Source organism: Streptomyces sp. Da 82-17, from assembly GCF_046098215.1.
Taxonomy (GTDB): Bacteria; Actinomycetota; Actinomycetes; order Streptomycetales; family Streptomycetaceae; genus Streptomyces.
Genome location: NZ_JBJURH010000022.1, coordinates 57,629 through 84,230, shown reverse-complemented (window position 1 = coordinate 84,230; position 26,602 = coordinate 57,629). Strand labels below are relative to the sequence as shown.

Annotated in this window: 30 protein-coding genes and 1 tRNA gene; 11 read left to right on the top strand and 20 right to left on the bottom strand. The window is 72.2% G+C overall.

Going from position 1 to position 26,602, the window contains the following annotated elements:
- Window positions 1-68: 68 nt before the first annotated feature.
- Window positions 69-437: a YbjQ family protein gene (locus ACIDOF_RS30140; RefSeq protein WP_409009318.1), complete on the top strand. Its 369-nt coding sequence runs from the start codon at window positions 69-71 to the stop codon at window positions 435-437.
- 19 nt (window positions 438-456) lie between these two features.
- Here the strand turns inward: ACIDOF_RS30140 and ACIDOF_RS30135 are convergent, their stop codons facing one another.
- The gene (locus tag ACIDOF_RS30135; protein WP_409009317.1) at window positions 457-1,215 is read right to left on the bottom strand and encodes a MerR family transcriptional regulator; all 759 of its coding nucleotides are present in this window, start codon (window positions 1,213-1,215) and stop codon (window positions 457-459) included.
- A 179-nt stretch (window positions 1,216-1,394) separates the two neighbouring features.
- On the opposite strand from ACIDOF_RS30135, the gene ACIDOF_RS30130 reads away from it, so the two are divergent.
- From ACIDOF_RS30130 to ACIDOF_RS30120, 3 genes are all read left to right on the top strand, one after another.
- Window positions 1,395-2,822, top strand: a complete 1,428-nt coding sequence (locus ACIDOF_RS30130) for a glutamate decarboxylase (RefSeq protein WP_409009316.1) — start codon at window positions 1,395-1,397, stop codon at window positions 2,820-2,822.
- A gap of 96 nt (window positions 2,823-2,918) precedes the next feature.
- Window positions 2,919-3,461: a DinB family protein gene (locus ACIDOF_RS30125; protein ID WP_409009315.1), complete on the top strand. Its 543-nt coding sequence runs from the start codon at window positions 2,919-2,921 to the stop codon at window positions 3,459-3,461.
- A 76-nt stretch (window positions 3,462-3,537) separates the two neighbouring features.
- Complete coding sequence (locus ACIDOF_RS30120) at window positions 3,538-4,179, top strand: PadR family transcriptional regulator (protein ID WP_409009314.1); 642 nt, start codon at window positions 3,538-3,540, stop codon at window positions 4,177-4,179.
- A gap of 22 nt (window positions 4,180-4,201) precedes the next feature.
- Here ACIDOF_RS30120 and ACIDOF_RS30115 read toward each other — a convergent pair whose 3' ends face one another.
- Together ACIDOF_RS30115 and ACIDOF_RS30110 are read right to left on the bottom strand one after the other, a co-directional pair.
- On the bottom strand, window positions 4,202-5,659 hold the full coding sequence (locus ACIDOF_RS30115; protein ID WP_409009313.1) for an aldehyde dehydrogenase family protein: 1,458 nt from the start codon (window positions 5,657-5,659) through the stop codon (window positions 4,202-4,204).
- A 77-nt stretch (window positions 5,660-5,736) separates the two neighbouring features.
- Window positions 5,737-6,630 carry a helix-turn-helix domain-containing protein gene (locus tag ACIDOF_RS30110; RefSeq protein WP_409009312.1) on the bottom strand — a complete coding sequence of 298 codons (894 nt, stop codon included), beginning with the start codon at window positions 6,628-6,630 and terminating at the stop codon, window positions 5,737-5,739.
- A gap of 296 nt (window positions 6,631-6,926) precedes the next feature.
- Here ACIDOF_RS30110 and ACIDOF_RS30105 point away from each other — a divergent pair, with 296 nt between their 5' ends.
- The gene (locus tag ACIDOF_RS30105) at window positions 6,927-7,430 is read left to right on the top strand and encodes an ATP-binding protein (protein WP_409009311.1); all 504 of its coding nucleotides are present in this window, start codon (window positions 6,927-6,929) and stop codon (window positions 7,428-7,430) included.
- 105 nt (window positions 7,431-7,535) lie between these two features.
- Here ACIDOF_RS30105 and ACIDOF_RS30100 read toward each other — a convergent pair whose 3' ends face one another.
- The 8 genes from ACIDOF_RS30100 to rpmG all read right to left on the bottom strand — a co-directional run bounded on the left by ACIDOF_RS30100 (window position 7,536) and on the right by rpmG (window position 11,156).
- On the bottom strand, window positions 7,536-7,775 hold the full coding sequence (locus tag ACIDOF_RS30100; protein WP_409009310.1) for a DUF397 domain-containing protein: 240 nt from the start codon (window positions 7,773-7,775) through the stop codon (window positions 7,536-7,538).
- A 256-nt stretch (window positions 7,776-8,031) separates the two neighbouring features.
- Window positions 8,032-8,547: an SRPBCC family protein gene (locus tag ACIDOF_RS30095; protein ID WP_409009309.1), complete on the bottom strand. Its 516-nt coding sequence runs from the start codon at window positions 8,545-8,547 to the stop codon at window positions 8,032-8,034.
- Complete coding sequence (locus tag ACIDOF_RS30090) at window positions 8,544-8,888, bottom strand: ArsR/SmtB family transcription factor (RefSeq protein ID WP_409009308.1); 345 nt, start codon at window positions 8,886-8,888, stop codon at window positions 8,544-8,546. The genes ACIDOF_RS30095 and ACIDOF_RS30090 overlap by 4 nt, the downstream gene beginning before the upstream one ends.
- A 4-nt stretch (window positions 8,889-8,892) precedes the next feature.
- The gene (locus ACIDOF_RS30085) at window positions 8,893-9,267 is read right to left on the bottom strand and encodes a VOC family protein (RefSeq protein ID WP_409009307.1); all 375 of its coding nucleotides are present in this window, start codon (window positions 9,265-9,267) and stop codon (window positions 8,893-8,895) included.
- 81 nt (window positions 9,268-9,348) lie between these two features.
- Window positions 9,349-9,597, bottom strand: a complete 249-nt coding sequence (rpsR, locus tag ACIDOF_RS30080) for a 30S ribosomal protein S18 (RefSeq protein WP_409009306.1) — start codon at window positions 9,595-9,597, stop codon at window positions 9,349-9,351.
- A 5-nt stretch (window positions 9,598-9,602) separates the two neighbouring features.
- Window positions 9,603-10,736: a CobW family GTP-binding protein gene (locus ACIDOF_RS30075; RefSeq protein ID WP_409009305.1), complete on the bottom strand. Its 1,134-nt coding sequence runs from the start codon at window positions 10,734-10,736 to the stop codon at window positions 9,603-9,605.
- Window positions 10,736-10,990 (bottom strand): type B 50S ribosomal protein L31, encoded by a 255-nt coding sequence (locus ACIDOF_RS30070; protein ID WP_409009304.1) that lies wholly within the window; start codon window positions 10,988-10,990, stop codon window positions 10,736-10,738. Before ACIDOF_RS30070 ends, ACIDOF_RS30075 begins: the two co-directional genes overlap by 1 nt.
- Window position 10,991: 1 nt before the next feature.
- Window positions 10,992-11,156, bottom strand: a complete 165-nt coding sequence (gene rpmG / locus ACIDOF_RS30065) for a 50S ribosomal protein L33 (protein WP_409009303.1) — start codon at window positions 11,154-11,156, stop codon at window positions 10,992-10,994.
- A 75-nt stretch (window positions 11,157-11,231) separates the two neighbouring features.
- On the opposite strand from rpmG, the gene rpmB reads away from it, so the two are divergent.
- Genes rpmB through ACIDOF_RS30050 form a run of 3 tightly spaced genes read left to right on the top strand, consistent with a single transcriptional unit; the run spans window position 11,232 to window position 12,357 of the window.
- A complete protein-coding gene (gene rpmB, locus ACIDOF_RS30060; protein WP_409009302.1) occupies window positions 11,232-11,468 on the top strand; it encodes a 50S ribosomal protein L28 in 237 nt (78 codons plus the stop codon).
- Window positions 11,468-11,773, top strand: coding sequence for a 30S ribosomal protein S14 (gene rpsN / locus ACIDOF_RS30055; protein ID WP_409009301.1), 306 nt, complete (start codon window positions 11,468-11,470; stop codon window positions 11,771-11,773). The genes rpmB and rpsN overlap by 1 nt, the downstream gene beginning before the upstream one ends.
- 56 nt (window positions 11,774-11,829) lie before the next feature.
- Entirely contained in the window at window positions 11,830-12,357 is a 528-nt protein-coding gene (locus tag ACIDOF_RS30050) for a hypothetical protein (protein WP_409009300.1), read from the top strand.
- A gap of 43 nt (window positions 12,358-12,400) precedes the next feature.
- Here the strand turns inward: ACIDOF_RS30050 and ACIDOF_RS30045 are convergent, their stop codons facing one another.
- The 3 genes from ACIDOF_RS30045 to ACIDOF_RS30035 form a co-directional block, all read right to left on the bottom strand.
- Window positions 12,401-14,830, bottom strand: coding sequence for an FUSC family protein (locus ACIDOF_RS30045; protein ID WP_409009299.1), 2,430 nt, complete (start codon window positions 14,828-14,830; stop codon window positions 12,401-12,403).
- Window positions 14,831-14,956: 126 nt separating this feature from the next.
- On the bottom strand, window positions 14,957-16,138 hold the full coding sequence (locus tag ACIDOF_RS30040) for a DUF2786 domain-containing protein (protein WP_409009298.1): 1,182 nt from the start codon (window positions 16,136-16,138) through the stop codon (window positions 14,957-14,959).
- The gene (locus tag ACIDOF_RS30035) at window positions 16,135-16,593 is read right to left on the bottom strand and encodes a winged helix-turn-helix transcriptional regulator (protein ID WP_409009297.1); all 459 of its coding nucleotides are present in this window, start codon (window positions 16,591-16,593) and stop codon (window positions 16,135-16,137) included. Before ACIDOF_RS30035 ends, ACIDOF_RS30040 begins: the two co-directional genes overlap by 4 nt.
- Window positions 16,594-16,641: 48 nt before the next feature.
- Between ACIDOF_RS30035 and ACIDOF_RS30030 the strand changes: the two genes are divergently transcribed.
- Together ACIDOF_RS30030 and ACIDOF_RS30025 are read left to right on the top strand one after the other, a co-directional pair.
- Window positions 16,642-17,457 (top strand): NAD(P)H-binding protein, encoded by an 816-nt coding sequence (locus ACIDOF_RS30030; protein ID WP_409009296.1) that lies wholly within the window; start codon window positions 16,642-16,644, stop codon window positions 17,455-17,457.
- Between the two features lie 642 nt (window positions 17,458-18,099).
- A complete protein-coding gene (locus ACIDOF_RS30025; protein WP_409009295.1) occupies window positions 18,100-19,884 on the top strand; it encodes a bifunctional 3'-5' exonuclease/DNA polymerase in 1,785 nt (594 codons plus the stop codon).
- Window positions 19,885-19,975: 91 nt separating this feature from the next.
- Here the strand turns inward: ACIDOF_RS30025 and ACIDOF_RS30020 are convergent, their stop codons facing one another.
- Together ACIDOF_RS30020 and ACIDOF_RS30015 are read right to left on the bottom strand one after the other, a co-directional pair.
- The gene (locus tag ACIDOF_RS30020; RefSeq protein WP_409009386.1) at window positions 19,976-21,052 is read right to left on the bottom strand and encodes an enoyl-CoA hydratase/isomerase family protein; all 1,077 of its coding nucleotides are present in this window, start codon (window positions 21,050-21,052) and stop codon (window positions 19,976-19,978) included.
- Window positions 21,053-21,231: 179 nt separating this feature from the next.
- Entirely contained in the window at window positions 21,232-22,161 is a 930-nt protein-coding gene (locus tag ACIDOF_RS30015; RefSeq protein WP_409009294.1) for an MBL fold metallo-hydrolase, read from the bottom strand.
- Window positions 22,162-22,288: 127 nt separating this feature from the next.
- On the opposite strand from ACIDOF_RS30015, the gene ACIDOF_RS30010 reads away from it, so the two are divergent.
- On the top strand, window positions 22,289-22,690 hold the full coding sequence (locus ACIDOF_RS30010; protein WP_409009293.1) for a MarR family winged helix-turn-helix transcriptional regulator: 402 nt from the start codon (window positions 22,289-22,291) through the stop codon (window positions 22,688-22,690).
- A 55-nt stretch (window positions 22,691-22,745) separates the two neighbouring features.
- Here ACIDOF_RS30010 and ACIDOF_RS30005 read toward each other — a convergent pair whose 3' ends face one another.
- The 4 genes from ACIDOF_RS30005 to ACIDOF_RS29990 all read right to left on the bottom strand — a co-directional run bounded on the left by ACIDOF_RS30005 (window position 22,746) and on the right by ACIDOF_RS29990 (window position 26,389).
- Window positions 22,746-23,201: a hypothetical protein gene (locus ACIDOF_RS30005; RefSeq protein WP_409009292.1), complete on the bottom strand. Its 456-nt coding sequence runs from the start codon at window positions 23,199-23,201 to the stop codon at window positions 22,746-22,748.
- Window positions 23,202-23,311: 110 nt separating this feature from the next.
- Window positions 23,312-23,388, bottom strand: a tRNA-Thr gene (locus ACIDOF_RS30000).
- A 165-nt stretch (window positions 23,389-23,553) separates the two neighbouring features.
- Window positions 23,554-25,095, bottom strand: coding sequence for an alpha/beta hydrolase (locus ACIDOF_RS29995; RefSeq protein WP_409009291.1), 1,542 nt, complete (start codon window positions 25,093-25,095; stop codon window positions 23,554-23,556).
- Window positions 25,096-25,183: 88 nt separating this feature from the next.
- Window positions 25,184-26,389 (bottom strand): DNA polymerase III subunit delta', encoded by a 1,206-nt coding sequence (locus ACIDOF_RS29990; protein WP_409009290.1) that lies wholly within the window; start codon window positions 26,387-26,389, stop codon window positions 25,184-25,186.
- Between the last annotated feature and the right edge of the window lie 213 nt (window positions 26,390-26,602).

Sequence of the window (26,602 nt, the reverse complement as noted above, 5' to 3'; positions counted from 1 at the left end):
CACCCCTTCCGCACAGGGGCAAAGCTGGCAGCAGTCGAGCGGAAGCGACCCCACGGAGGTGGACGGAGATGGGCATCGAGGACTTCGGCGGCGGTCAGACGCCAGAGGCGGACGTGCTGGTCGTGACGACCAATGACGTGCCCGGGTTCCAGGTGCAGAAGGTGGTCGGCGAGGTCTTCGGGCTCACCGTCAGGTCCCGGCACATCGGCAGCCAGATCGGCGCGGGCCTGAAGTCGATGATCGGCGGCGAGCTCAAGGGGCTCACGAAGACCCTCGTCGAGACCCGCAACCAGGCCATGGAGCGCCTCGTCGACCAGGCACGCGCGCGTGGCGCCAACGCGGTCCTCATGTTCCGCTTCGACGTCACGGAGGCGATGGAGGGGGCGGCGGAGGTCTGCGCGTACGGCACGGCCGTGGTGATCACGCCGCACTCCTGAAAACCGCCGCCCCTCCCCCTCACGCGTGCCGGATCGCGTTGGCGAGGATCGCCTCGCGCTCGTACGCGGCGAGCCCCGGCTTGGCCTTGTCGATGTTGACGGTGAAGCGCTGGTCGGCGACGTACATCTCGCCGAGGCCGGTGTGGATCTCGTACGAGCAGTCGTAGTGGTTGCGGGAGATCCACTGGCGGTGGGCCTCGGCGGCGTCCATCGCCTCCTCGGACTCCGGGGCGGCGCCCGCCTCCATCAGGGCGACGAAGCGCTGCGTGATCTCGTCGCCCTCGCGCTGGATCCGCAGCCAGTCCTCCTTGGTGTACGAGGCCGCGCGGCGCTTCGACTGGGCGTAGGCGTCCGTGCCGCCCCAGCGCTGCTCGGCCTCCTCCTCGTACTGGTCGGGGTCGAAGTCGCCGAAGACCTCGAACTTCTCCTCGGGCGTGAGGTTGATGCCCATCTTCTTCGCCTCCATGGCGGTCTCGACGGCGGCGGCCATCTCCTGCAGCCGGCCGATCCGGTCGGTGAGCAGCCGGTGCTGCCGGCGCAGATGCTCCTGCGGGTCCGCGTCCGGGTCGTCCAGGAGTGCCGCCACCTCGTCGAGCGGGAAGCCCAGCTCCCGGTAGAACAGGATCTGCTGCAGCCGGTCCAGGTCCGTGTCGCCGTAGCGCCGGTGGCCGGCACGGCTGCGTTCGCCGGGGACCAGCAGGCCGATCTCGTCGTAGTGGTGCAGCGTGCGCACCGTGACGCCCGCGAACTCCGCGACCTGCCCCACGGAATAGCTCATCGCCGCCCGCTCCTTCCGGTGTCTTCTCGGTACGCCCCTCACCTTGAGGCCTCACGTCACGTGAGGTGCAAGCCCGGCCCGCTCGACAGGCTGATGCCCCATTTGCCCGGTTATCGTGACCGCGTACGGACCCCCGCGGGCCCCACCACCCCGCACGCGTACGAGAGAAGGGCGCCGCCATGCCCCTGCACAAGGGTGAGAGCCGGGAGCCGGAGGCGGACCCCGAGCTGCGCAGGCTCGCGCTCAACCCGTTCCTCGGGGAGGCCGATCCGGTCGGCGGCATGACCGAGGCCCCGCCCCGGCACCGGCTGCCGGACGGGCCGCTGCCGCCCTCGACCGCGTACCAGCTGGTGCACGACGAGCTGATGCTGGACGGGAACGCCCGCCTCAACCTCGCCACCTTCGTCACGACGTGGATGGAACCGCAGGCCGGTGTCCTGATGGCGGAGTGCCGGGACAAGAACATGATCGACAAGGACGAGTACCCGCGCACCGCCGAGCTGGAGCGCCGCTGCGTGGCGATGCTCGCCGACCTGTGGCACGCGCCCGGCCGGGGCGGGGCGGTGGGCTGCTCGACGACCGGGTCGAGCGAGGCGTGCATGCTCGCCGGGATGGCCCTCAAGCGGCGCTGGGCGCGGCGCAACGCCGACCGCTACCCCTCGCGGGAGGCCCGGCCGAACCTGGTGATGGGCGTCAACGTGCAGGTCTGCTGGGAGAAGTTCTGCAATTTCTGGGAGGTGGAGGCCCGGCAGGTGCCGATGGAGGGCGACCGCTTCCACCTCGACCCCGAGGCGGCGGCCGCGCTCTGCGACGAGAACACGATCGGCGTCGTCGCGGTCCTCGGCTCCACGTACGACGGCTCGTACGAGCCCGTGCCCCAACTGTGCGCCGCCCTGGACGAGTTGCAGGAGCGGACGGGGCTCGACGTGCCGGTGCACGTGGACGGGGCCTCGGGCGGGATGGTGGCGCCGTTCCTCGACCCGGACCTGGAGTGGGACTTCCGGCAGCCGCGGGTGGCCTCGATCAACACGTCCGGGCACAAGTACGGGCTCGTCTACCCGGGCGTCGGCTGGGCGCTGTGGCGGTCGGCCGCGGAACTCCCCGAGGAGCTGGTGTTCCGGGTGAACTACCTGGGCGGCGAGATGCCGACGTTCGCCCTGAACTTCTCCCGGCCCGGCGCCCAGGTCGTCGCGCAGTACTACACGTTCCTGCGGCTCGGCCGGGAGGGGTTCCGGGCCGTCCAGCAGGCCTCGCGGGACGTCGCGCGCGGGCTCGCGGAACGGATCGAGGCGCGCGGCGACTTCCACCTCCTCACCCGTGGCGACCAGTTGCCGGTCTTCGCCTGCACGACGGCGCCGGACGTGCGGGCGTACGACGTGTTCGACGTGTCGCGGCGGCTGCGGGAGCGGGGCTGGCTCGTCCCGGCGTACACGTTCCCGGCGAACCGGCAGGACCTCTCCGTGCTGCGGGTGGTGTGCCGCAACGGGTTCTCGGCGGATCTGGCGGGACTGCTCCTCGACGACCTGGACCGCCTGCTGCCGGAGCTGCGGCGGCAGTCGGGCCCTGCGGGCCGGGCGGCGCGGGAGGACACGGGGTTCCACCACTGAGAGTCGGCCGTTCTTGCGGACCGGAGCTGTCCGCAAGCCTCCGTACCTTCGTACTCAGGAAGTACCGGTGTCGATCCCGATCGAGAGGTGGCCGTCATGGTCATGCACGTTCCTGCGGAAGCTCACGGCGACGAGCGCGGCGCCCTGCTCGGCTTTCTCGACGAGGCCCGCGGCGGGCTCCGGCGGACAGTGCTCGGGCTGACCGACGAGCAGGCCTCGTCCCGGCCGAGCGCGAGCGAGCTGTCCCTTGCGGGCCTGGTCAAGCATGTGGCCGAGGTCGAGCAGGGCTGGGTGGCGCGGGCCAAGGGCGAGGAGCCGGAGGTGAAGCGGGACGAGTCCAACTGGCACGAGTGCTTCGTGCTCGTACGCGACGAGACCGTGGCCTCGCAGCTCGCGTACTGGGACGAAGTGGCCGCGCGGACCGAGGAGTTCATCCGCAGCGCGCCCGATCTGAACGCGACCTTCGCGCTGCCGGACCAGCCCTGGTTCCCGAAGGAGCGGGTGTCGCTGCGCTGGCTGCTGCTTCGCCTGATCAGCGAGGTCGACCGGCACGCCGGGCACGCCGACATCATCCGCGAGTCCCTGGACGGGAAGACCGCCTTCGAGCTCATCGAGGAAGCCGGCGCGGCATCCGCCTGACCGGAGGGGCGGGCGTGGTCCGGACGGCGCGCTCCAGGTAGCCTAGTCAAAGTTGATTAGGAAGGGAGGGCTGCCCATGTCCGTGATCCGACTCCTGGTTCTCGGCGCCGTCCGCATGCACGGCCGCGCCCACGGCTACCAGGTGCGGAACGACCTGGAGTACTGGGGCGCGCACGAGTGGTCGAATGCCAAGCCCGGCTCGATTTACCACGCCCTGAAGCAGATGGCGAAGCAGGGACTGCTCAAGGCCCACGAGATCGCCCCGTCCACCGCGGGCGGCCCGCCGCGCACCGAGTACGAGATCACCGAGCAGGGCAGCGAGGAGTATCTGAGGCTGCTGCGCGAGGCCCTCACGTCGTACGACCAGAAGCTGGACGTGCTCTCGGCCGGGATCGGGTTCATCGTGGACCTGCCGCGCGCGGAAGCCGTGGAGCTGCTGAAGAAGCGGGTCGAGGGCCTGAAGGAGTGGCGCAGGTCGGTCACCGAGTACTACACGCCCGAGGGCGGGCCCGAACAGCTGGGCCACATCGGGGAGATCATGAACTTCTGGGTGCACTCGGCGGACGCCGACGCCGCGTGGACGCGGGGCCTGATCGAGCGCATCGAGCAGGGGGCGTACGTCTTCTCCGGCGAGGGCGAGCCGTTCGTGGGCGTGCTCGCCGAGGGCGAGGACAACCCGTACGCGACCGGGGAGCGCCACCCGGGCGACGCGGACTGAACTCCCGCTCCCACAGCGGCCGTTACAGCGGGAAGCGGCTCCGGCCGTGCTGCACCGAGATCCACTTCTGGGTGGTGAACGCGTCCATCGTCGAGTCGCCGTTCAGCCGCCCGAGCCCGGACTGCTTCTCGCCGCCGAACGCCACGTACGGCTCGTCGTGCACCGTGCCGTCGTTGACGTGGATCATGCCGGTCTCGATCCGCCGGGCGAAGTTCACGCCCCGCTCCACGTCCGAGGTGTGCACGGCGCCGCTGAGGCCGTACGGGGTGTCGTTGGCGAGGCGGACCGCGTGGTCCTCGCCGTCGAACGGGACGAGCAGCGCGACCGGGCCGAAGATCTCCTGGCGCAGGATCGGGGAGTCGTCGGGCAGGCCGGTGAGGACGGTCGGCTCGACCAGGTTGCCGATCGTGCGCCCCCGCACCAGGGCCGTGGCGCCCTCGGCGAGGGCCTGGTCGACGAGCGTGGTGAGCGCGTCGGCCTGGAAGGCGTTGATGACGGGGCCGATCTGGGTGTCCGGGTCGCGCGGGTCGCCGGCCTTGAGCGCCTTGACCCGGGCCACGAACTTGGCGGTGAACTCGTCGAGCACGGCCCGGTCCACGAGGATCCGGTTGGCGGCCATGCAGACCTGGCCCTGGTAGACGTACCGGCTGAAGACGGCCGCGTCCACCGCGTAGTCCACGTCCGCGTCCTCCAGGACGACGAGCGCGCTGTTCCCGCTCAACTCCAGTACGGCGCGCTTGAAGTGACTGGCCGTCACCGCTCCGACGTGCCGGCCCACGCGGTCCGAGCCGGCGAACGAGATCACCTTCGGCACCGGGTGCTCTATGAGCGCGTCACCGATCTCGGCGATGTCCGTCACCACGACGTTCAGCAGGCCGGGCGGCAGTCCCGCGTCCTCGAAGATCTTCGCGATCAGGCCGCCGCCGACCACCGGGGTGTTCTGGTTCGGCTTGATCACGACGCCGTTGCCGAGCGCGAGGGCGGGCGCGACCGACTTGAGCGTCACGAGGAACGGGAAGTTGAAGGGGCTGATCACGCCGACGACGCCGACCGGCAGGCGGTAGACCCGGTTCTCCTTGCCGTCCGTGGTGGACGGGAAGATCCGGCCCTCGGGGCGCAGCGCCAACTCGCTCGCCTCGCGCAGGAATTCCTTGCCGAGGTGCACCTCGTACTCCGCCTTGAGGCGGGTGCCGCCGAGCTCGTCGATGATCGCCTCGACGATCTCGCCCTCCAGCTCCTCGGTGATCCGCAGCGCCCGCTCGATCACGGCCCGCCGGGCGTACGGGCTCTGCGCGGCCCAGGCCTTCTGCTCGCGCTCGGCGGCGCGGTAGGCCTCGTCGACCTCGAAGCGGGTGGCGACGGTCACGGCGGCCAGCTTCTCGCCGTTATACGGATTGAAGTCGATGATGTCCCACGAGCCGCTGCCGGTCCGCCACGCGCCGTCGATGTACTGCCGGCCAAGGTCGGTGAAGAAGGACATGCGACCCCTTACCGCGGGTTCGGGAACGTCATCGGCGCGCTCGGCGCCGCCTGATGACACGTCATCGTACTTGTGTTTTACGAGAGTTGGAGCAGACCACGGAGCAGATCCCGGGTCTCGTCCGGACTCGGGCTGTCCTCCTGGAGCCGCTCCATGACCTTTTCGTACTGACTGACCTCTTCGCGCTTGTCGAGGTACAGCGCGCTGGTGAGCTGCTCCAGATACGCGATGTCCGACAGGTCGGACTCGGGGAAGCGGAGCAGGGCGAAGGATCCGGACTCGCCCGCGTGGCCTCCAAAGCTGAACGGCATGACCTGGAGGGTGACGTTCGGCCGCTGCGAGACCTCGATCAGATGCTCCAACTGCCCCCGCATCACGGCCCGGTCGCCGTACGGGCGGCGCAGCGCGGCCTCGTCGAGGACGCAGTGGAAGCGGGTGGCGCGCTCGGAGACGAGGACCTTCTGCCGCTCCAGGCGCAGCGCGACCCGGCGCTCGGTCTCCGCCCTGCCGAGGCCGGGGGCGCCGCGCTCTATCACCGCGCGCGCGTAGTCCTCGGTCTGCAACAGGCCGTGGACGAACTGGACTTCGTAGACGCGGATGAGCGAAGCGGCGCCTTCCAACCCGACATAGGTCTGGAACCAACCGGGTAGGACGTCGGAGTAACTGTGCCACCAGCCCGCGACGTTGGCCTCTTTGGCGAGGTCGAGGAGCGGGCCGCGTTCGGCCTCGGCCGAGACGCCGTAGAGCGTGAGGAGATCCTCGACGTCCCTGGCCTTGAAGCTCACCCGTCCCAACTCCATGCGGCTGATCTTCGATTCGGACGCCCGGATCGAGTAGCCGGCCTGCTCGCGCGTTATGCCGCGGGCCTCACGCAGCCGCCGCAGCTGCGAGCCCAGCAGGATGCGTCGTACGACAGAGCCGCCACCGGGCCCGCCCGCCTGGGGGGACCCCCATGACTCTCCAGCGGTCACGTGGACAACCCTCCCCACTCTCCCCGTCTATTGAGAACGTCTGGCCAGAGGCCGAAGTCTGCCATTAAAACGCTCCGCCCCGTACTCGATCGATTACAGAAACAGGCCTCTCACAGAACAGCTACGAAACAAGTCACAGGAAGAAATGAGCAAGAACCGGTACGGGAACGTCCAACTCCGGCGCGTGCACGTGCATCTGCCCTTGCATCCGCCCTGCGCATTCGGAACGATGGGCCGCGCGCACCACCGCAACATCGCTACTGGCTGACTGGCCGCGAAACCGGGGAGTGCCTCGCATGGGGACGAATGGATCGACCATGCTCGAGCCGTTACGGCAGGGGCTTCCCCCCATCGACCCCTCAGCGGTGTCGAACGCGGCGACCTGCGCCCTGCCGGCCCGCTACGAAGCGGTGCGCGCGGCCCGGCAGTTCACCCGCCGTACGCTCGGCGACTGGCATCTGGACGACCGCTTCGACGACGTCGCGCTGATCGTCTCGGAGCTGGTCACCAACGCGCTGCGGCACGGCCTGCCGTCGGACACCCCGCGGGACGAGGACTCGCCGGTCCGGCTGCAGCTGATGCGCTGGACCTCGCGGCTCGTGTGCGCGGTGCGCGACCCCAGCCCCGAGTCGCCGGTGGCCCGGGACGACTCCGAACTGGCCGATTTCTCCGCCGAGTCGGGGCGCGGGCTGTTCCTGGTCGAGTCGTTCGCGGACGGCTGGGGCTGGCACCCGCTGTCCGGCGCGCTCGGCGGCAAGGTGGTGTGGGCGCTGTTCCGGCTGGCGCCGGAGGGGGCCTGAGGAGTCCGAGGGACCCGAGGGCCGCGGCTCCGCGGGCCCCGGACGCGTCGATCCGTCCGGCCCCGGGTGCGTCAACCCGTCAGGTCAACTCGCCCTGCGTGCGGTTCAGCCCGCTATCAGGTGGTCGAACTCCCCGTCCTTGACGCCGAGCAGCATCGCCTCTATCTCGGCGCGCGTGTAGACGAGCGCCGGACCGTCCGGATGGCGGGAGTTGCGCACCGCCACGCTGCCGTCGGCCAGCTTCGCGAACTCCACGCAGGAGCCCTGCGAATTGCTGTGCATGCTCTTCTGCCAGGCCACACCGTCAAGCTCCGTGGCCGCCATGCCGTTGTACACGTGGTGCACAGGTCGCTCCCCGGTGGTGCCGTGACTCGTGTTAGTCAAGCCGTCAACTGCCCCGGATCATAACCCTGTTCACATGCGGATGCATGGGCAGATGCACGTGCACGCGGGGTACTTGCCTGGTTACAGCGCTTCCCAGGCCGACACCCCCGTTCATTCACTGCGATACGCGTGCCCACTCACGCGGGATTCAGTGCACGTTCCCCGCTCGCTCGGAGCGAAGCGCCCGGAACCGGCCGACGCTGGCCGGAATGAGCGCTCAGAGCGAGGCGAGTACGCGCTCCAGGCCCTGCAGGACGACCGAGCGCCAGCCCTGACCCATGATCTTGTGCGCCATCAGCTGCGCCGGGTCGTCCGGGTCGAACCCCTCGTGCACGAGGAAGAGACGTGTGCCGCGCCCTTCCGGCTCCAGGGTCCAAGTGATCGTCCAGTCCGCGGAGTTGCCCGGCTCGGCGTCCCGCCAGCGCACGCGGAGCATCCGCCCGGTCTCGTACGCGAGGACCTCGGCGAGGACGGTGCCGGAGAAGCCGGTGTTGGGACGGGGCAGGGCGGCCAGCGTGTACCGGTGGCCGACCTCCAGGCGGAAGTCGCCCGGCATCAGCCACTGCGCGATCAGCTCGGGTTCGGTGAGGGCACGCCAGACCTTGGCGGGCGGGTGGGGGAGGAACTGGTCGACGCGCAGGGCGGTGAGGTCGTCCGCCCCGCCGCCGGGGTGGTGGTGGGGCTCGTCGCCGGGGTGGTCGTCGGACGCGTCGCCGGGGTGGGGCGTGGTCATGCCTCATCGTCCGGCATGCGGTCGAGGAGATCGCCGAGCCCCTTGAGCTTCTCCCGCCAGAACCGCTCGTACGGATGGAGCCAGTCCTGCACCTCGGCGAGCGGGGCGGCCTCCAGGCGGTAGATGCGCTGCCGGCCGTGGCGTTCCTCGGAGACGAGTCCGGCCTCCCGGAGCACCTTGAGGTGTTCCGAGAGGCTGGGGCGGCGCATGTCGAAGTGGTCGGCGAGCGCCTGCACGGGCTGTGGTCCCTGCTCGCGCAGCAGCGCCAGGACCTCGCGCCGGGTGCCGTTGGCGAGGGCGGCGAACAGGCGGTCCTGGACGGGGACTTCGGTCCGGGCCAAGGGGTCAGTCGCCTTCCTTCTCCGTGAGCAGCATGAAGCGGTTGCCGTCGGGGTCGGCGAACTGGGCCATCCTCCCCCACGGCAGCTCGTCCGGGCCCTCGACGTCGACGCCCGCGGCGCGCAGCCGCTCGCAGTCGGCGTCGACGTCGCCGGTCGCGAACATGATTCCCTGCGCGCTGCCGGGCGTGAAGCCGCCCATTCCGGGGCCGGAGAGCGTGAGCACGGTCTGCGCGCCCGCGGGCGCGACCTGCAGCCAGCGGCCGGGCGGCATCTGCCGGTCGGCGGTGACCTGGAAGCCGAGGGTGCGCGTCCAGAAGTCGAGCGCCGCGTCCTGGTCGGCGACGGGCACGGTGACGAAGGAGGCGTGGGTGATGTTCATGCACCCACGATAGGTAGGAAATTTCCTACGCGTCAAACGTAGGAAATTTCCTACCTATGGTCGGGCCGGTGACCGGCGGCGTCATCGCGAGGAGTACGGAAGGAGCCCCATCTCGCGGGCGTTCTTGATCGCGCGCGCGATCTGCCGCTGCTGCTGGGCGGTCACCCGCGTGACCCGGCGCGAGCGGATCTTGCCCCGGTCGGAGATGAACTTCCGCAGCAGATCGGTGTCCTTGTAGTCGACGTACGTGATGCCCGCCTGGTCCAGGGGGTTGGGGCGGGACTTGACCGGCTTGCCGCGGGCGGGCTTGCGGGACGGCGAGGGGGACATGGGGTTCAGACCTCCAGGAGGTGTTCGAAGGCGGGCGGCAGCCGCTTCCAGGCCTCACGGCCAGCGGCGTACTCGGCATCGGTCAACAGGCAGGATTCGAGGACCTGTCGGAGGCCCTCCCGGTCGAGGCCGGGCGAGGTGAAGACCAGGTGCTGGCAGCAGTCCCCGTGCTCGGGGTGCCAGTCGAGGGCGGCGGCGGCCCGGCGCACCGGCGGCACCAACTCCCAGGCGGCGTCCGGCAGCGAGGCCAGCCAGGGCCCCGCGTTCTCGACGCACAGGGCGCCCCCGGCCGCGTCCCAGGCGAGCAGCGAGTCCGGCCGGTCGGCGAGCCAGAACCGCCCGCGGCTGCGCGCCGCCGCACAGGTCAGATCCTCCAGGGCCTGGTACAGCCGCTCCGGGTGGAAGGGCCTGCGGGCGTGCCAGACGTACGTGCCGACGCCGGCCTCGTCCGCCTCCTGCGGGAGCAGCGCGCACGCCGGGTGCTGGGCCGCGGCGGCCGCCTCGACGTCGAACCCGGCGAGCGCCGCCTCGGCCAAGTCGCCCTGTTCGACGGAGACTTGGCGGGCGGTCGGGTGCAGCTGGGCGAGCAGGGCACGGTCCTCGTCGTCGGCCTCCGCGCTGTCGACGAGGGCGAGGACGGGGGCGTACTCCAGCTGGCGGGCCCAGGTGTCGGCGACGGTGCGCTGGTCGGTCGTGGCGGCCGCGAGGCCGGCCTCCATCAGGTCGTCGCCGTTGCCGAGGTAGGGCAGGAGCAGCGCGGGGTCGACGGCGGTGAGGACGCTGGTGACCTTCAGGCCGGCCGACGCGACGACCTCCGCCATCGCCTTGGGCTCGACCGAGTCCCACAGCTCGACCACGGCGAGCCGGGTGAGCCCGGCCTCCGCGAGCCGCTCCAGCTCGGGCACGAGGTCCTCGCGCAGGGCGCAGCAGGCGCAGTCGTTGACGAGCGGCGTCTCCCCGGTGGCGAACACGCCCCCGGCGTCCCGGACCGTGCGGACCACCGTGCCCTGCACGGCGGTCGACAGGTCGTGGTGCAGCGCGACGCTGTCCGGCACGGTGGTGAGCAGCCGCTCCACGGCGGCCCTGCGGGCGTCGGCATGCAGCCCCGCGACGAGGGCCACCGCGAAGTCCGCAGCCATCAGCGGGACTCCCGCTTCCCGTACCTGCGCTCGAAGCGCTCGACGCGGCCGGCGGTGTCCAGGACGCGGGCGGTGCCGGTGTAGAAGGGGTGGCTGCGGTCCGAGATCTCCACGTCGATCACGGGGTACGTGTTGCCGTCCTCCCACTCGATCGTCTTGTCACTGGTGATCGTGGAGCGGGTCAGGAAGGCGTAGTCGGCGGCGCGGTCGCGGAAGACGACGGGGCCGTACTCGGGGTGGATACCGGGCTTCATCTCAGCGCTCCTCCTTGAAGTCGACGTGCCGGCCGACGACCGGGTCGTACTTGCGGAGCACCAGCCGGTCGGGGTTGTTGCGGCGGTTCTTGCGGGTGACGTACGTGAAGCCGGTGCCGGCGGTGGACCTCAGCTTGATCACGGGTCGTAGTTCGTTGCGGGCCATGTGGGCTAGAGTAAATGGAAATGGTTTCCATTACCAAGCTCGTGTGGAGACGAGCCCACAGAGAGGTGCATCACCTTGTCCGCGCACTGCATGCTGACCGGCCGCGAGCCGAAGTTCGGCAAGACGATCTCCCATTCCCACCGGCGTAGTTCGCGCCGCTTCGACCCGAACATCCAGCGCAAGCGGTACTGGCTGGAGAGCGAGGGGCGGCACGTCCGGCTGACGCTCAGCGCCAAGGGCATCAAGACCGTCGACACCATCGGGATCGAGGCGGCCGTCGCCCGCATCCGCGCTCGCGGGGTGAAGGTCTGATGGCGAAGAAGAGCAAGATCGCCCGCAACGAGCACCGCCGCGAGGTCGTCGCCCGGTACGCCGAGCGCCGCCGCGAGCTGAAGGAACTCATCCGCAAACCGGACACCCCGGAGGCCGAACGCCTCGCTGCCCAGCGGGAGTTGCGGAACCAGCCCAGGGACGCGAGCGCCACCCGCGTACGCAACCGGGACAGCGTGGACGGCCGCCCGCGCGGCTATCTGCGCACCTTCGGACTCTCCCGGGTGAACCTGCGTGAGCAAGCGCACGCCGGATATCTCCCCGGGGTCCGCAAGTCGTCCTGGTAGCTTGGCCCGGCTTCGTCGACCCGATTCGAACCGCGAGCCGTCCAGGGGGACTTCACATGATCAAGCACGTACGCGTCTGTGCCGCCGCCGCTGCGGTCGTCGCCGCCCTCGCCCTGACCGGGTGCAGCAGCGACGACGGCGGGGGCAAGCGCAAGGGCGGATCGTCCGCCGCCGAGGACGGCGCCCAGGACACCACGGGCGGCGGCTCGGACGGCGTCGACAACTCCGGCTCCGGCGCCAAGGGCGGCATCGAGGGCCTGTGGGTCGCGGTGAACAACGGCAAGTCGGTGGCGCTCTCCGTGCAGCAGGGCGGCAAGGTCGCCGTGCTCGCCGAGATGGGCGTCGGCGAGAAGACCGGCACCACCTGCGTCGGCAAGGCCACCACCGCCACGATCGACCTGAAGTGCCAGGGCGGCGGCGAGCGCGAGGCCGGCAAGATCGAGTCCGTGGACGCCACGTCGATGACGGTCGCCTGGGACGGCGCCGGCACCGACTCGTTCAAGAAGACCGACGAGAGCAAGCTCCCGCAGGGCCTGCCGACGGGCATGCCCACGGACATGCCCACGGACATGCCGCAGGGCTGATTCTCCGGCTCGACCGGTTTCGACGGCGGGCCTCAACCGCCGTTCATCGGGCCGCAGTTCCCTCCGGGGGCTGCGGCCCGTCGTCGTGCTTGCTCTTCCCGGCCGGGGTGTTCGTGTCCAGGGCCTCGGAGAGTTCGTCGAGGGATTCGAGGAGCAGTCGGCCGCCGCGGCGCACGACCCGGTCGGGCAGCCCCTCGCCGTCCCAGTCGTCGAGGACCTTCCGCACCGGATCCCAGTCCGGGACGCGCTTCTCCCGTACGTCCTTCGCGGCCCGCTCGGTCGTCTCGCGCAGCGCGTCGGCGAGCAGGGCGGCGGGCGGTACGGGGGTGGTGCCGCGGTCCGGGAGGTGGGCCTCCATCAGCATGGCGACGCGGGCCATCTCGGCCAGCGCGTGCCCGGCGTCCTCGGTCGCCGCCCGGGAGAGCCCGCGATGCCGTACGGGTTCGTCCTCGGCCCGCTGCACCGCGTCCTGCCAGGCGATCCGCGCGTCCCGCATGGTCAGCAGGGTCTCGCGCACATCGGTGGAGTGCCGGCCCACGGGCTCGGCGTAGTGGTGCACGACCGTCGCCGCGTAGACCCCGCCCGCGACCAGCCAGTCCGCGAGCCGGGTGCGGAGCCGCGGCGTCTCCCAGGCCGGGTAGACGGCGTACGACAGCATCGCCAGAACCCCGCCCACCAGGGTCAGCACGACCCGCTCGGGCACGGTCTGGGTCCACTCGGTGCCGCCCATGCCGAGCAGGAACACGACGTACGCGGAGATCGTCACCTGCGAGACCGCGTAGCCGGTGCTCATCAGGAGGTACGTGAGGGCCGCGCAGATCACGGCCAGGGCGCCGGAGAGCAGCGGGCCCGGGTCGGTGAGCTGGACGACCCCGGTGGCCACGGCCACGCCGACGAGGGTGCCGCCGAAACGGGCGACGGCCCGGCCGTACGTCTGCGAGAAGTCCGGGCGCATCACCATGACCGAGGCCATCGGCGCCCAGTAGCCGTGGCCGAGGGGCAGGGCCTGGCCGATCAGGTAGCCGACGACGGCCACGACCGTGACCCGGAAGGCGTGCCGCTTGACCGCCGACTCCCGTGTGGACTCGGCCAGTTCGTCCCGCATCTTGCGCGCGGCGACCGGCGCCAGCTCGGGGACGGTGGGGCGGGACAGGGTGATGGGCTGTGTGTCGGAGGAGGTGAGGGTCGCGGGGAGGGCCGTGGTGCCGGTGACGGCAGGGCCGGTGTCTCCCTGCCGGTCGGCGTCCTGCTGGTCGGTGGGGTGCTGGTCGGCGTCCTGCTGGGCGGTGGGCTGCTGGTCGGCGGGCTGCTCGGTGGGCTGCTCGGTGGGTTGCTCGGTGGGTTGCTCGGTGGGCTTCGGCTCCGGCTTGCCGGTCTGCTGCCGGGTGCGGGTGACCGCGGGTGGGAGGTGGTTGGTGACGGCAGGCGGGAGGTGGCCCGCCATCGTCGACAGGGACGAGAGCAGGGAGCGGCGCCCGGCGATCGAGCTGGGCGGGTCCGCCGTCTCGACCACGTCGTCGAGCAGCGCCGCGAGCCGCGTGGCCGCCCGGCGCGGCGGGCCGCTCAGGATCGCGCCGGTGTCGGGCGTACGCAGAGCCGCCAGCGCCGACGCCGGGAGCACCGCGGGCCGACCGTGCCGGATCGCGCGGGCCGCCGCGTCGAGCACCTCGCCCGCCGCCGCGAGGAGTTCCCGCACCCGGTCCCGCTCGACGCCCTCCGCGGGCACGCCGACGGCCGGGTCGGCGAGCGAGGCGAGGACCGGGCGGATGCGCTCGGCCAGGCCCCGGGCGCCGTGCAGTTCGGCGGGGCGGCGGCGGGCCTGGCGCGGGGTGACCGTGGCCGCGTCCCTGGCCGCCATCAGCGGGGCCGGGTCGAACGGCGCCTCCGGATCGTGGCGCAGGCGGCGGGCGTAGTCGGCCTCGGCGGCGAGGGCGTCGGCGAGCGCGTCACGCTGGGCGCCCCATCTGCGTACCGGGAAGCAGACGATCAGCAGCGCCTGCACCAGGCCGCCCGCGGCGATCACCGCGGCGTGCCCGGCGGCTTCCAGGAGCGTCGACGGCAGTGTGATCGTGACCAGCATCATCGCCACGTTCGACGCCGCGATGATGCCGACCGTCGGGCCGACCGCCCAGCTCAGGCCCGACAGAAACGTCCACAGGGCGAGCAGCGCGAGGAACAGCACCACGTGGGCGCCGGTGAGATAGCCGAGGAACGTGCTGATGCCGAGGCTGACACCGGAGGCGAGGGCCAGCACCGGGCGGGGCCGCCAACTGCGCTGGAACGTCGCGATCGCCGCCTGGAACGCGCCGAACGCCGAACTCGCCGCCACCGCCGGGCCGAACAACCAGAGGCTGACTCCGACGACAATCGCCAGACCCGCGCCCGCCCGCACGGTGATCAGCGGCTCAAGGCGCCGCCGCTCGACCTTGAGGCCCGACCGTGCGGTCTCCTTCAGCGCTCGCAGCCAGCTCACGTCGCGAGGATACGTCGACCGGCGGAGGTTGGGAGGGGGCGGGAGTGATCTCCGTGTACGGCTGTGTCCGGGCGGTACGCGGACATGTGCTGCCTCACGTACCGCCTGCATGCCCGCCCGGTCCGCCTACATGCCCGCCCGGTCCGCCGCTGCCGTGCCCTCGTGCCAGCCGGCCGCGTCCTGGGCCGAGCGGACCCGGGTGCTGGTGGTCTCCGGGAACATCTCGTCGGCCCGGTTCGCCACCGCCACGTCGCGGGCCGCGAGGACCGGGAGCAGGTCGGCCGCCGCCTCGCCCGCCTCGTCCCGCGCCGCCGCCGTGCCGTGGACGGCGGCCTCGTCGAGGCGGGCGGCGATGCGGTGGGCGTAGGCGAGCAGGAACGACTGACGGAACGTCTTCGTACGCTTCCGGCCGCCCTTGCGCTGGGCCGCCTCCGCCTTGGTCATCGCGGCCGTGGCCTGCACGAGCAGCGAGGTGTGCAGCAACTCGACCGCGTCCAGGTCGGTTTCGAAGCCGACCACCGTCGAGAACCCGAAGGCCTCGTTCCACACCGCGCGGCAGCGGTTCGCCCCGGCCACCGCGTCGAGCAGGATCGCCTTGGCCGCCTCGTACGGGGCGTCGACGCCGATCCGGCGGGCCGCCGGGGTGTCCGGCGCGTGCGTGCGGTGGGCGAGCAGCGCCTCGTCCACGCCCTGCCGGGCCATCAGCTCCTGCGCCTTGGCGGTGAGCGCCTCCGCCTCCTCCGGGTAGCCGGTCGCCTCGGCCTTGGCGAGCAGCGCCCTGATCCGGGCCAGCATCCGCGGCTCGGCATGCGCCACGCGCGCGTGCACGGGAGTTCCGGGCACCGGACCGACCGCCTCCAGGGAGGGCAGGCGGAGCAGCAGCCGGTACAGCTCCAACAGGGCGCCCGCGTACAGAAATCGGTCACCGCGCGGTGCCGGATCGGGCAGCTCGTCCAGCTGGTCCTGCCAGCGCGGCGGCAGATCCTGCTCCTTGTAGCGCCCGTTTTCGCGGCGGATCAGTTCGGCGGCGACCGTCGCGTGCTGCTCGGTCAGCTCCCGGCGTACGACGCGGATCACGTCGGCGGGCTGCCAGCCGCGCTGCCAGGCGCCGCGCACGAACTCCTCGCCGCGGCGCAGCGCTTCGGCCACGTGGGCCGGGTCCGCGGTGAGCAGGGCGGCGCCGGTGTCCACGCCGTCGTCGCCGTCCGCGTACAGGGCGGCGGCGAAGGCGCGGGAGACGGGGTCCTGGGCGGACGTCGTACGGCCCGAGTCGTGGGGCGCGCCGCCCCGCCCGTTGCCGCGGCTCATGCGGGATGCGTCTCGTCGTACGCCCTGCGGGCCTCGGCGATGGCCGGGCGGTGGGCTATGGACCAGTCGGAGAGCGCCTTCACCAGGTGGGTCATGCTGTGGCCCATCGCGGTCAGCTCGTACTCGACCTGCGGCGGGACCGTCGGGTGGACGGTGCGCGAGACCAGCCCGTCGCGCTCCAGGCGGCGCACGGTCAGGGTCAGCATGCGCTGCGACACGGGGCCGGGGATACGGCGCTGCAGCTCCTTGAACCGCAGGACGCCTCCGGCCAGTTCGACCAGGACGTAGACCGACCACTTGTCGCCGAGCCGGTCGAGCAGGTCCCGCACCCCGCACTCGTCCTGCGGGGTCTCGCAGCGGATCACGGGCTCGGCGGCGGGAGCAGTGGAAACGGCGGGAGCGGTGGGGACGCCTGGGGCGAGCGGGGTGGTTACCGCGGTGTGCCCTGCTGACATGAAAGTGCCTCCTTACGCGAGCGCGCACCGCCGATCACGATAGTTCCCATGCTTCTGATCACCGGCGCCACGGGCGCCCTCGGCCGTCTCGTCACCGAGCGGCTCTCCGGCCGCGAGGACGTCCTCGTCGGCACCCGCTCCCCCGCCCCCGGGCAGCGCCGCGTCGACTTCGACGACCCGGCGTCCCTGGACTTCTCCGGCGTCGACACCCTCCTGATGATCTCGGCGGGCGCCGCCGAGGACGACACCGTCATCGCCCGGCACGCGCGCGTGATCGAGGCCGCCGAGCACGCGCGCGTGCGCCAGGTCGTCTACACCAGCCTCAGCGGCGACGGCGACCACCTCACGTACGCCCTCGCCCACCGCTGGACCGAGCGCAGACTGCGGGAATCCGCACTGGAGTGGACGATCCTGCGCAACGGCCTGTACGCGGAGTTCCTCGCCGCCGTCGCGGCACCCGGCCCCGACGGCACGATCACGGCCCCGCTCGGCACGGGCCGGCTCGCCGCCGTGGCCCGCGCCGACCTGGCGGAGGTCGCGGCCCGCGTGGCGAGCGACAGCCGGGCGCACTCCGGGAAGGTGTACGAGCTGGTGGGCGAAGTCCCCCTCGGCGGCGCGGAGTTGGCGGCCGCCACCGGTTCCTCGTACGCCCCCGCCGACCTCCTCTCGACCCGCGCCCACATCACCGCGGCCGGTCAGGCCCTGCCGTTCCAGGTGCCGATGCTGATGAGCACGTACTCCGCGATCAGCGGCGGTTTCCTCGACGGCACGACGATCCGCGACAGCAACGCCTTGCGAGCCCTCCTGGGGCGCGATCCGGAACCGGCACTTGGGGTGTACGCCCGGACGGTGCGCGGGGGTTAAGTCCGGGGGCTTTCGGGTGGGCTTGCGGGGGGGGCGGGGCGGGCTCGGCGGGTGGCTTGCGGTCACGCGGGCTCAGCTGGGCGGCCCGGGGGCACCTCGGGCTCGGCGGATGGCTTGCGGTGACGCGGGCTCGGCCGGGCGGGCTGCGATGGTGCGGGCTCGGCGGGCCCGGCGGGCATACGGCGGCCGGGACTCCGCGGACGTACGTGCGCGGGCCTGGCCGAGCGTGCCTTGGCCGAGGCTCAGCCGGGCGGCTTGCGGTGGGCCGGGCTCAGCGGACGTGCCATGCCTGGGCCTGGTCGAGCGCGCCTTGGCCGAAGGTCGGCCCGGCGGGCGGCACGCGGACTCAGCCGGGCAGCTTGGGGGCGCGCCGGGCTCGGCGGGCCTGCGGCAACCGGCACTCGGCGGACGGGCGCGAGGCCAGCCCGACGGGCGTTGGTTGAGGCTCAACCCGACGTGCAGTGGCACGAGGCACAGCCGGACGGCTTGCGGTGACGCGGGCTCAGCCGGGCAGCTTGGGGGGGCGCGTCGGGCTCGGCGCGGGTGGGCGGCGAGCGGGCTCGGCTGGGTGGCGGAGGGGCCGGGCCGGTGGGGTGAGTCGGGCGTGGGGCGTTGTCAGTGGTGGCTGCAAGACTCGCACCTGTGAGCGAACGCTGGGTCCTGGCCCTGGCCGACGACGGCCGCGGAGCGCTGCTCGTCCCCGTCGACGGGGCCGGGCGGCCGCTTGCCGACGCCGTGCGGGAGCCGGACCTCGCCGAGGCCGTCCGCAGCCGCCCGGAGGTCTACCGCTGGGTGTGGCGCTCCACCGCAGAGGTGTATCCACGACTGCTCGCGGCGGGCGTGCGCGTGCAGCGGTGCTACGACATCGAGGACGCCGAGCAGCTCCTCCTCGCCCACGAGGGCCGTCTCGGCGAGCCCCGCTCCGCGGCCGCCGCCTGGGCCCGCCTCCACGACCGCGCGGTGCCGCCCGACCCGCCGCAGCGCGCGGCCGTGCCCGGCGCGCAGTCCTCCCTCTTCGAGCCCGGCCCGGTGCACGTACCGCTGGAGGGCCTGTTGGAGGTGTACGCGGACCAGCTGCGGCGGCACGAACTGGCGCTGCACCCCGGCCGGATGCGGCTGCTGACCGCGGCCGAGTCGGCGGGCATGCTGGTCGCCGCCGAGATGAACGCGGCGGGCCTGCCGTGGCGGGCGGACGTCCACAAGGAGGTGCTGCACGAACTCCTCGGCGAGCGGTACGCGGGCGGCGGTGAGCCGCGCCGTCTGGCCGAGCTGGCGGACGAGGTGTCGGCGGCGTTCGGGCGGCGGGTGCGGCCGGACCTCCCGGCGGACGTGCTCAAGGCCTTCGCGCAGGCCGGCGTCCGGGTCAGGTCGACCCGCAGGTGGGAGATCGAGTCCCTGGACCACCCGGCCGTGGCCCCGCTCCTGGAGTACAAGAGGCTGTACCGCATCTGGGTCGCCCACGGCTGGTCCTGGTTGCAGGACTGGGTGCGCGACGGCCGCTTCCGCCCCGAGTACCTGCCGGGCGGCACGGTCACCGGCCGCTGGGTCACCAACGGCGGGGGCGCCCTGCAGATCCCGAAGGTCATCCGCCGCGCGGTGGTCGCCGACCCGGGCTGGCGCCTCGTCGTCGCCGACGCCGACCAACTGGAGCCACGCGTGCTCGCGGCGATCTCCGGGGACCCGGGCCTGGCCGAGGTCGCCTCCCGCCCGGACGACCTCTACCAGGCGGTCTCCGACCGCGCCTTCTCCGGCGACCGGGACATGGCCAAGATCGCCGTCCTCGGCGCGGTCTACGGGCAGACCTCCGGGGACGGCCTGAAGAACCTCGCCCTGCTGCGCCGCCGCTTCCCCCGCGCGGTGGCGTACGTGGACGACGCGGCCCGTGACGGCGAGGAGGGCCGCCTCGTCCGCACCTGGCTGGGCCGGACGTGCCCACCCGCGGCCGGCGCCGAGGAGCAGGGGGAGGCGGGGATTCCGATGCTGCCGGAGGAGTGGGGGGCGGCGGGCGCCGCGCTCCCGGAAGGAATGGCTCCGGGAGGCACGGCTACGGGAGGCATGGCTCCGGGAAGCATGGCTACGGCTTCGGAGGGCGGCGAGGGCGCGGACGCCTGGGTTCCGGGGTACGCGTCGACCAACTCCCGTGCCCGCGGCCGCTTCACGCGGAACTTCGTCGTCCAGGGCAGCGCGTCCGACTGGGCCCTGGTCCTGCTCGCCGCGCTCCGCCGGGCCACCGCCGAGATGGCGGCCGAGCTGGTCTTCTTCCAGCACGACGAGGTGATGGTGCACTGCCCGGAGGACGAGGCGGAGGCCGTCGTCGAGGCCATCCGCCTGGCCTCGCTCGAAGCGGCCCGCATCGTGTTCGGCGAGACACCGGTCCGGTTCCCGTTCAGCACGGCGGTGGTGGAGTGCTACGCGGACGCGAAGTGAGCAGAGGCCCCGCCGGGAGGCTAGGAGGCGGGGACGTACGGGCCTGCGGGGGCGTACGGGGGCGTACGGGCGGGGTCGTGCCAGGACCCGCTCAGCCCCGGGCGAAGTGCCGCTCGACCTCCGCCCTGGTGACGTCCCCCAGCGTCCCCGGCGACCAGCGCGGCTCGCCGTCCTTGTCGACGAGCTTGGCGCGGACGCCCTCGACGAAGTCGGGCCCGGTGAGCGCCGCGCAGGACACGCGGTACTCCTGGTCGAGCACCGCGTCGAGCGTGCCGAGCGCGCGAGCCCTGCGTACGGCGCGCAGCGTGACCTTCACGGCGGTGGGCGAGTGGCCGAGGATGCGGACGGCGGCCTCCTTCGCGGCGCCCTCCCCGCAGTCGGCGAGCCGGTCGACGATCTCCTCGACGGAGTCGGCGGAGTAGCAGGCGTCGATCCAGGACTGCTCCCGCGCGAGCGGCGAAGCCGGAACAACCGCTTCCGTAGCGCCGGCCGCCCCCGCAGCCGCCACCGCTCCCGCAGCCGCAGCCGCCGACCCAGACGCCTCCGGCAACGCGAACTCCGCCAGTACGGCGTCCAGTTGACGCCCGTCGAGCGCGGCGCGCAGCGCGGGCAGTCGCTCGGAGGGCACGTAGTGGTCGGCGAAGCCGCAGTGCAGCGCGTCCGGCCCGGTCATCGCGTCGGCGGTCAGCGCGAGATGCGTGCCGAGCTCGCCGGGCGCCCGCCCGAGCAGCAGGGTGCCGCCCACGTCCGGCACGAACCCGATGCCCACCTCCGGCATCGCGACCCGCGACCGCTCGCTGACGATCCGCACGCTGCCGTGCGCGGAGAGCCCGACGCCGCCGCCCATGACGATCCCGTCCATGAGCGCGACGTACGGCTTGGGGAAGCGGGCGATGCGCGCGTTGAGGCGGTACTCGTCCCGCCAGAACGCACGGGCCGCCTCGCCGTCGTCGGTCAGCGCGGACTCCCGGATGGCGCGGATGTCGCCGCCCGCGCAGAGCCCGCGCTCCCCCGCGCCGTCGAGCACGACGTACGCGATCCGCTCGTCCCGCTCCCAGCGCGCGAGGGTCTCGTCGAGGACGCGGACCATGTCGTGCGTGAGGGCGTTGAGGGCGCGCGGGCGGTTCAGCGTGAGCCACCCGGCGCTGCCGCGCACCTCGACCAGCACATCGGCGCCGCGCCCCTCGGCCCCGCCCCGGACGTCCTCCACCTCAGACACCTCAACCCTCGAATCGGCACCCGGCCCTGCCCTCGAACCGGCCCTCGGACCGGCCCTCAGGTCGGCCCTCGAAAACGCTCAAGTACGCGTGCCCCACGTGATCTGCGGCCGAGCGTAACCGACGCCCCTCACGCGCCCTCGGCCCCCTCGGACACCTCGGGCGCCGCCAACGGCACCCAGGAGTGGCCCCCGTTCCGGCTGTCCCGCTCGGCCCGGCCGAAGACGACGTCGGCGAAGTGGACGCCGTAGCCGAGGGTTCCGGGTTCGGCGAGCTCGGCGACGAGGCGGCGCCGGTGCGCGGCCGACTGCACGGTGTCGACGTCCGGCGCGGCCGACCACTCCGGGTGCCGGATCTGCAGCGGCGAGTGCAGCGCGTCCCCGAACGCGATCAGCCGCTGCCCGCCGGACTCGATCACGTACGCCGTGTGCCCGACGGTGTGCCCAGGCGTCGCGAGCACCCGCACCCCGGGAAAGATCTCCTCGCCCTCGGCGACCGTACGGGCCCTGGGTTCGAGGCCCGCGAGCACCTCCCCGGTGATGCCGTGCAGCTCGGCGATGCGGTGCCGCCCGTTCCACTCGTCCTCGCCGAAGAGGTACGCGGCCTCGGTGAACGCCGGCCTGTCGCTGCCCGGCGCGGGTCGCCAGGCCCAGCCGATGTGGTCGGTGTGCAGATGCGTCACGGCGACGGCCTCGATGTCGGCCGGGGTACGGCCCAATCGGGCGAGCCCGTCGAGGAGTTCGCCGCCGCGGATGGCGCCGATCCAGTCGTTGCCCGGGTCGTCGTCGGCGGCGGCCGGCCCGAACCCGGCATCGATGAGCAGGGCCCGGTCCCCGTGCTCCACGAGCAGCCCGCCGATCCCGGCGACGAGCGCGCCGTCGGCGTCGAGATGGTCCGCGTACCGCACCCAGTCCTCGTCCGTCGACGCAGGGAACCAGCCACGGGGCTTCAACTGCACACCGCCATCGGCGACATGACTGACCCTCAGCTCACCGAGCCGAAGGGTGCGCGTACGGGAGGGGCGACGGAGCCTGGCCTCGTTCACAGTGGTGATCGTCATGGAAAAAGGTTAGAGCTCGAATGATTCGAGCTGCAAGCTTCGAGCTAGAACTTTTTCAGCTCAACCTTTCCGAGCTCGTCCCGTTCCAACTGCATGCTTCTGCCCCGTCCCTGCGTACGATGGGCGCATGGCAACGGATCGGCAGCTGTGCGGACTGGTCACCGGCCTGGCCCGGCAGATCGAGACGCATGTGCGCGAGCGCGCGTCCTCCCTCGGCCTGACCGCGCCCCAGGCGATCGCGCTGCGCGAGCTGACCGGCCCGCTGACCCTGCGCGAACTCTCCGGCCGCATGGGCTGCGAGCCGTCCAACGCGACGTTCGTCTCGGACCGCCTGGAGGACCAGGGCCTCGTCGAACGCCGCCCCCACCCCCAGGACCGCCGCGCCAAGCAACTCGTCCTCACCCCCAAGGGCACAGAACTCCGCGACCGCCTCCTCGCCCTCTTCGCCGAGGACTCCCCCCTGGCCCCCCTCACCCCCGAGGAACAGGACAACCTCCACGCGTTGCTGCTCCGCGCGGTCAGTTCCTGAGGGGGCTGTTCGCGCAGGGGCAGAAGCTCGACTCCCGCACTCGGGAGCTCGTCTCTCAGCGGTCGAAGGTGTCGATGTGCCGCTGGAACAACGCAGCGAGCTCGTCGACCGAGCAGCGGGCAGGAACCTGCCATGGGGTGTCCTCACCGACGTCCATGGCGAATTCGGTCGTGAACTCGACCAGGTCAGGTGCCGGCGCATACGAATCACGCAGCCAGACTGCGAACTCGGCAGCCTCGGACGCGGACACCTTGCCCACCATGATCGCGCCCATCTCCGGGCAGGGGTTGGTGACCAGCCCTTCGACCCATGTCCCGTCCTTGAGCTGCACCTCGAAGGAGAGCGCATCCGCAGGTCGCGGGCCCAGCTGGGGTTCCACTCGCGTGAACGAGTCAGTGAAGCCATCCACGACCCGGGTGGCGAAGTCGTCGAGCCGCAGGCGCAGGGCCGCCGCGTCGTCGATCGGTGCGGCAAAGCTGAAGGTCGTCCTGCGCGGGCCGGGCTGCGTCATGGTTTCTCACTCCTGCGGCACGTAGCGTGCGGTGCCCTTGACCCTGCTCATGGCCATGAGCGCTGAACGAAAAACCCCAGGTCGCGTCCGACGCGACCTGGGGTTCCAAGTGGAGCCGCCTTCGGGATTCGAACCCGAGACCTACGCATTACGAGTGCGTTGCTCTGGCCATCTGAGCTAAGGCGGCACGCTGGTGAGATGAGGACTTCTCCCGTGGGAGAGGTTCGCATCAGCAGCGGCGCCAAGTCTACAGGGTTAAAAGGGGTGCCCTTGACCACCCCTGTTCGAGACCCTGCCGAGCGCCTGTCGGGCACCCGCCGAGGCCCTGCCCCGGCCGCCTCACCTCAGCATCTCAGCACTTCTTCCCCTCCCCCGGCGCCTTCCCCTCCAGCAGGTAGCGGTTGATCGTCGTGTCGACGCAGTCGCTGCCGCGGCCGTACGCCGTGTGGCCGTCGCCGTCGTAGGTGAGGAGGCGGCCGGTGTCGAGCTGGTCGGCGAGGGCCTCGGCCCACTTGTACGGGGTGGCCGGGTCGCGGGTCGTGCCGACCACGACCATCGGGGCGGCGCCCTCGGCGTGGATCTCGTGCGGCTCGCCGGACGCCTCGACCGGCCAGTACGCGCAGTTCAGGGACGCCCAGGCGAGTCCCTCGCCGAAGACCGGGGAGGCCTTCTCGAACTCCGGCACCGCCTTCTCGACCTCCTCCGGCGACTTGAACGCGGGCGGCAGGTCGAGGCAGTTCACGGCGGCGTTGGCGAACATCAGGTTCGTGTACTTGCCGTCGCCGTCCCGCTCGTAATAGCTGTCCGCGAGGTAGAGCAGGGCCGCGCCGTCCTTGTCCTCGATGGCCGTCGCGAGGCCGTCGCGCAGCTGGGGCCAGGCGGCCTCGTCGTACATCGCGGCGATCACGCCGGTCGTGGCGAGGGACTCGCCGAGCTCGCGGTCGGTGTTCGTCGGGATCGGCTGCTCGTCCAAGGAGCGGAAGAACTCCTTCAGGCGCTTGCCGGCGGCGTCGGGGCTGTCGGTGCCGAGCGGGCAGTCCTTGCGGCGCACGCAGTCCTCGGCGAAGGACCGGAACGCCGTCTCGAAGCCCTCCGTCTGCTGCAGGTTCAGCTGCCGCGCGGGCAGCGACGGGTCCATCGCACCGTCGAGCACGAGCCGCCCGGTCCGCGTCGGGTACAGGCCCGCGTACGTCGCGCCCAGGAACGTGCCGTACGACGCCCCCACGTACTGGAGCTTCTTGTCGCCGAGGACCTCGCGCAGCACGTCCATGTCGCGGGCCGCGGCGACCGTGGACACGTGCGGCAGCACCTTGCCGGACTTCTGCTCGCAGCCCTGCGAGAACTTCTTGAACGCGGCGACGAGCCCGTCTCTCTCCGCCCGGTCGTCGGGCGTCATGTCCGTCTCGGTGTACGCGTCCATCGCCTTGCCGTCGAGGCATTCGACGGGCTCGCTGCGGGCGACGCCGCGCGGGTCGACGGCCACCATGTCGTACTGCGCACGCACCGGTTCCGGGTAGCCGATCGCCGCGTACGACTGGAGGTACTCGATCGCGGAGCCGCCGGGGCCGCCCGGGTTGACCAGGAGCGAGCCGAGGCGCTTGCCGGGGCCGGTGGCCTTCTTGCGGGCAACGGCCAGCTCGATGTCGCCGTCGCCCGGCTTCTCGTAGTCGAGCGGGGCCTTCATCGACGCGCACTGGAAGCCGGGCACGCCGCAGTCGCGCCAGCGCAGCTTCTGGTCGTAGTACGGCTGGAGTTCCTTCGGGGTCTGCGTCGGAAGCGCGGACTCCGTGTCGTCGTCGGACGGCGAACTCCCGGACGTACAGCCCGAGATCAGCAGCGCGGCCGCCAGGAAGAGCGAGCCGCCGGTGCGGATGTTGCGGAGCCTGGTTCCCATCCGGGGAGCGTATCCGGAGGGTGGTCGGACACGCACATTCCGTGGTCAGACACCGTCCTGCCTGCGCGGAGCGCGCCTCAGCCGCGCCTCAGCCGCGTCTCAGCGACACCGCCATCGCCTCCACCGCGAGCAGCGGGGCCACGTTCCGGTCGAGTGCCGTGCGGCAGGCGGCGATCGACTCGATGCGGCGCAGCGTCGTCTCCGGCGACGTGCCGCGCGCGATGCGGTCGAGGGCGTCCCGCACCTCCGTGTTGGCGAGGGCGACCTGGGAGCCGAGCTGGAGCGCGAGCACGTCGCGGTAGAACGCCGTGAGGTCGACCAGGGCGAGGTCGAGGCTGTCGCGCTGCGTGCGTGTTCTGCGGCGCTTCTGCTTGTCCTCCAGCTCCTTCATCACGCCCGCCGTGCCGCGCGGCATCCGGCCGCCCTGCGCCGCGCCGAGCGCCGCCTTCAGCTCCTCGGTCTCCTTGGCGTCGATCTCCTCGGCGACCTGCTTGGCGTCCTCCGCCGCCGCGTCGATGAGCTCCTGCGCCGCCTTCAGGCAGCCGCCGATCTCCTCCACGCGCAGCGGCAGCTTCAGGACGGCGGCTCTGCGCGCACGCGCCCGCTCGTCCGTGGCGAGGCGGCGGGCGCGGTCGATGTGGCCCTGGGTGGCGCGCGCGGCGGCGGTCGCGGCCTCGGGCTCGATGCCGTCCCGCCGGACCAGCAGGTCGGCGACGGCCTCCACCGAGGGCGTACGCAGCGTCAGGTGGCGGCAGCGGGAGCGGATCGTCGGCAGCACGTCCTCCAGGGAGGGCGCGCAGAGCAGCCAGACCGTGCGGGCGGCGGGCTCCTCGACGGCCTTCAGGAGCACGTTCCCCGCGCCCTCGGTGAGGCGGTCGGCGTCCTCCAGGACGATGACCTGCCAGCGCCCGCCCGCGGGCGAGAGCTGCGCTCTGCGGACCAGCTCGCGGGTCTCCTTCACGCCGATGCTGAGCATGTCCGTACGCACGAACTCCACGTCCGCGTGCGTGCCGACCAGTGACGTGTGGCAGCCGTCGCAGAAGCCGCAGCCCGGGGCCCCGCCGAGGGCGCGGTCGGGGCTGACGCACTGGAGGGCGGCGGCGAAGGCCCGCGCGGCGGTGGCACGGCCCGAGCCGGGCGGGCCGGTGAACAGCCAGGCGTGCGTCATCTTGGAGGCCTCGGGCACGGGCTCGCCCGCGGCCTCCGCGGTCACCAGGGCGTCGGCGTCCCGGGCGGCGGCGTCGAGCTGCGCCGCGACGCGCTCCTGTCCGACCAGGTCGTCCCAAACGGGCATGCGCCCCGCCTTTCCGTACGTGATTGCGCTGCGACGTCCATTGTGGAGCAGGGGTCTGACAACCGGCCCCGAGGCCGACTCCTTCCGGCCCGGAACGGGAACGCGAACAGGAACGGGAACGCGAACAGGAACGTGATCGGGATCGGGAACGCGAGCGGGGCGGCGGTCGCGTTCCCACGCGTCCGCCGCCCCGGACCGAAGCCGATCGGCAGT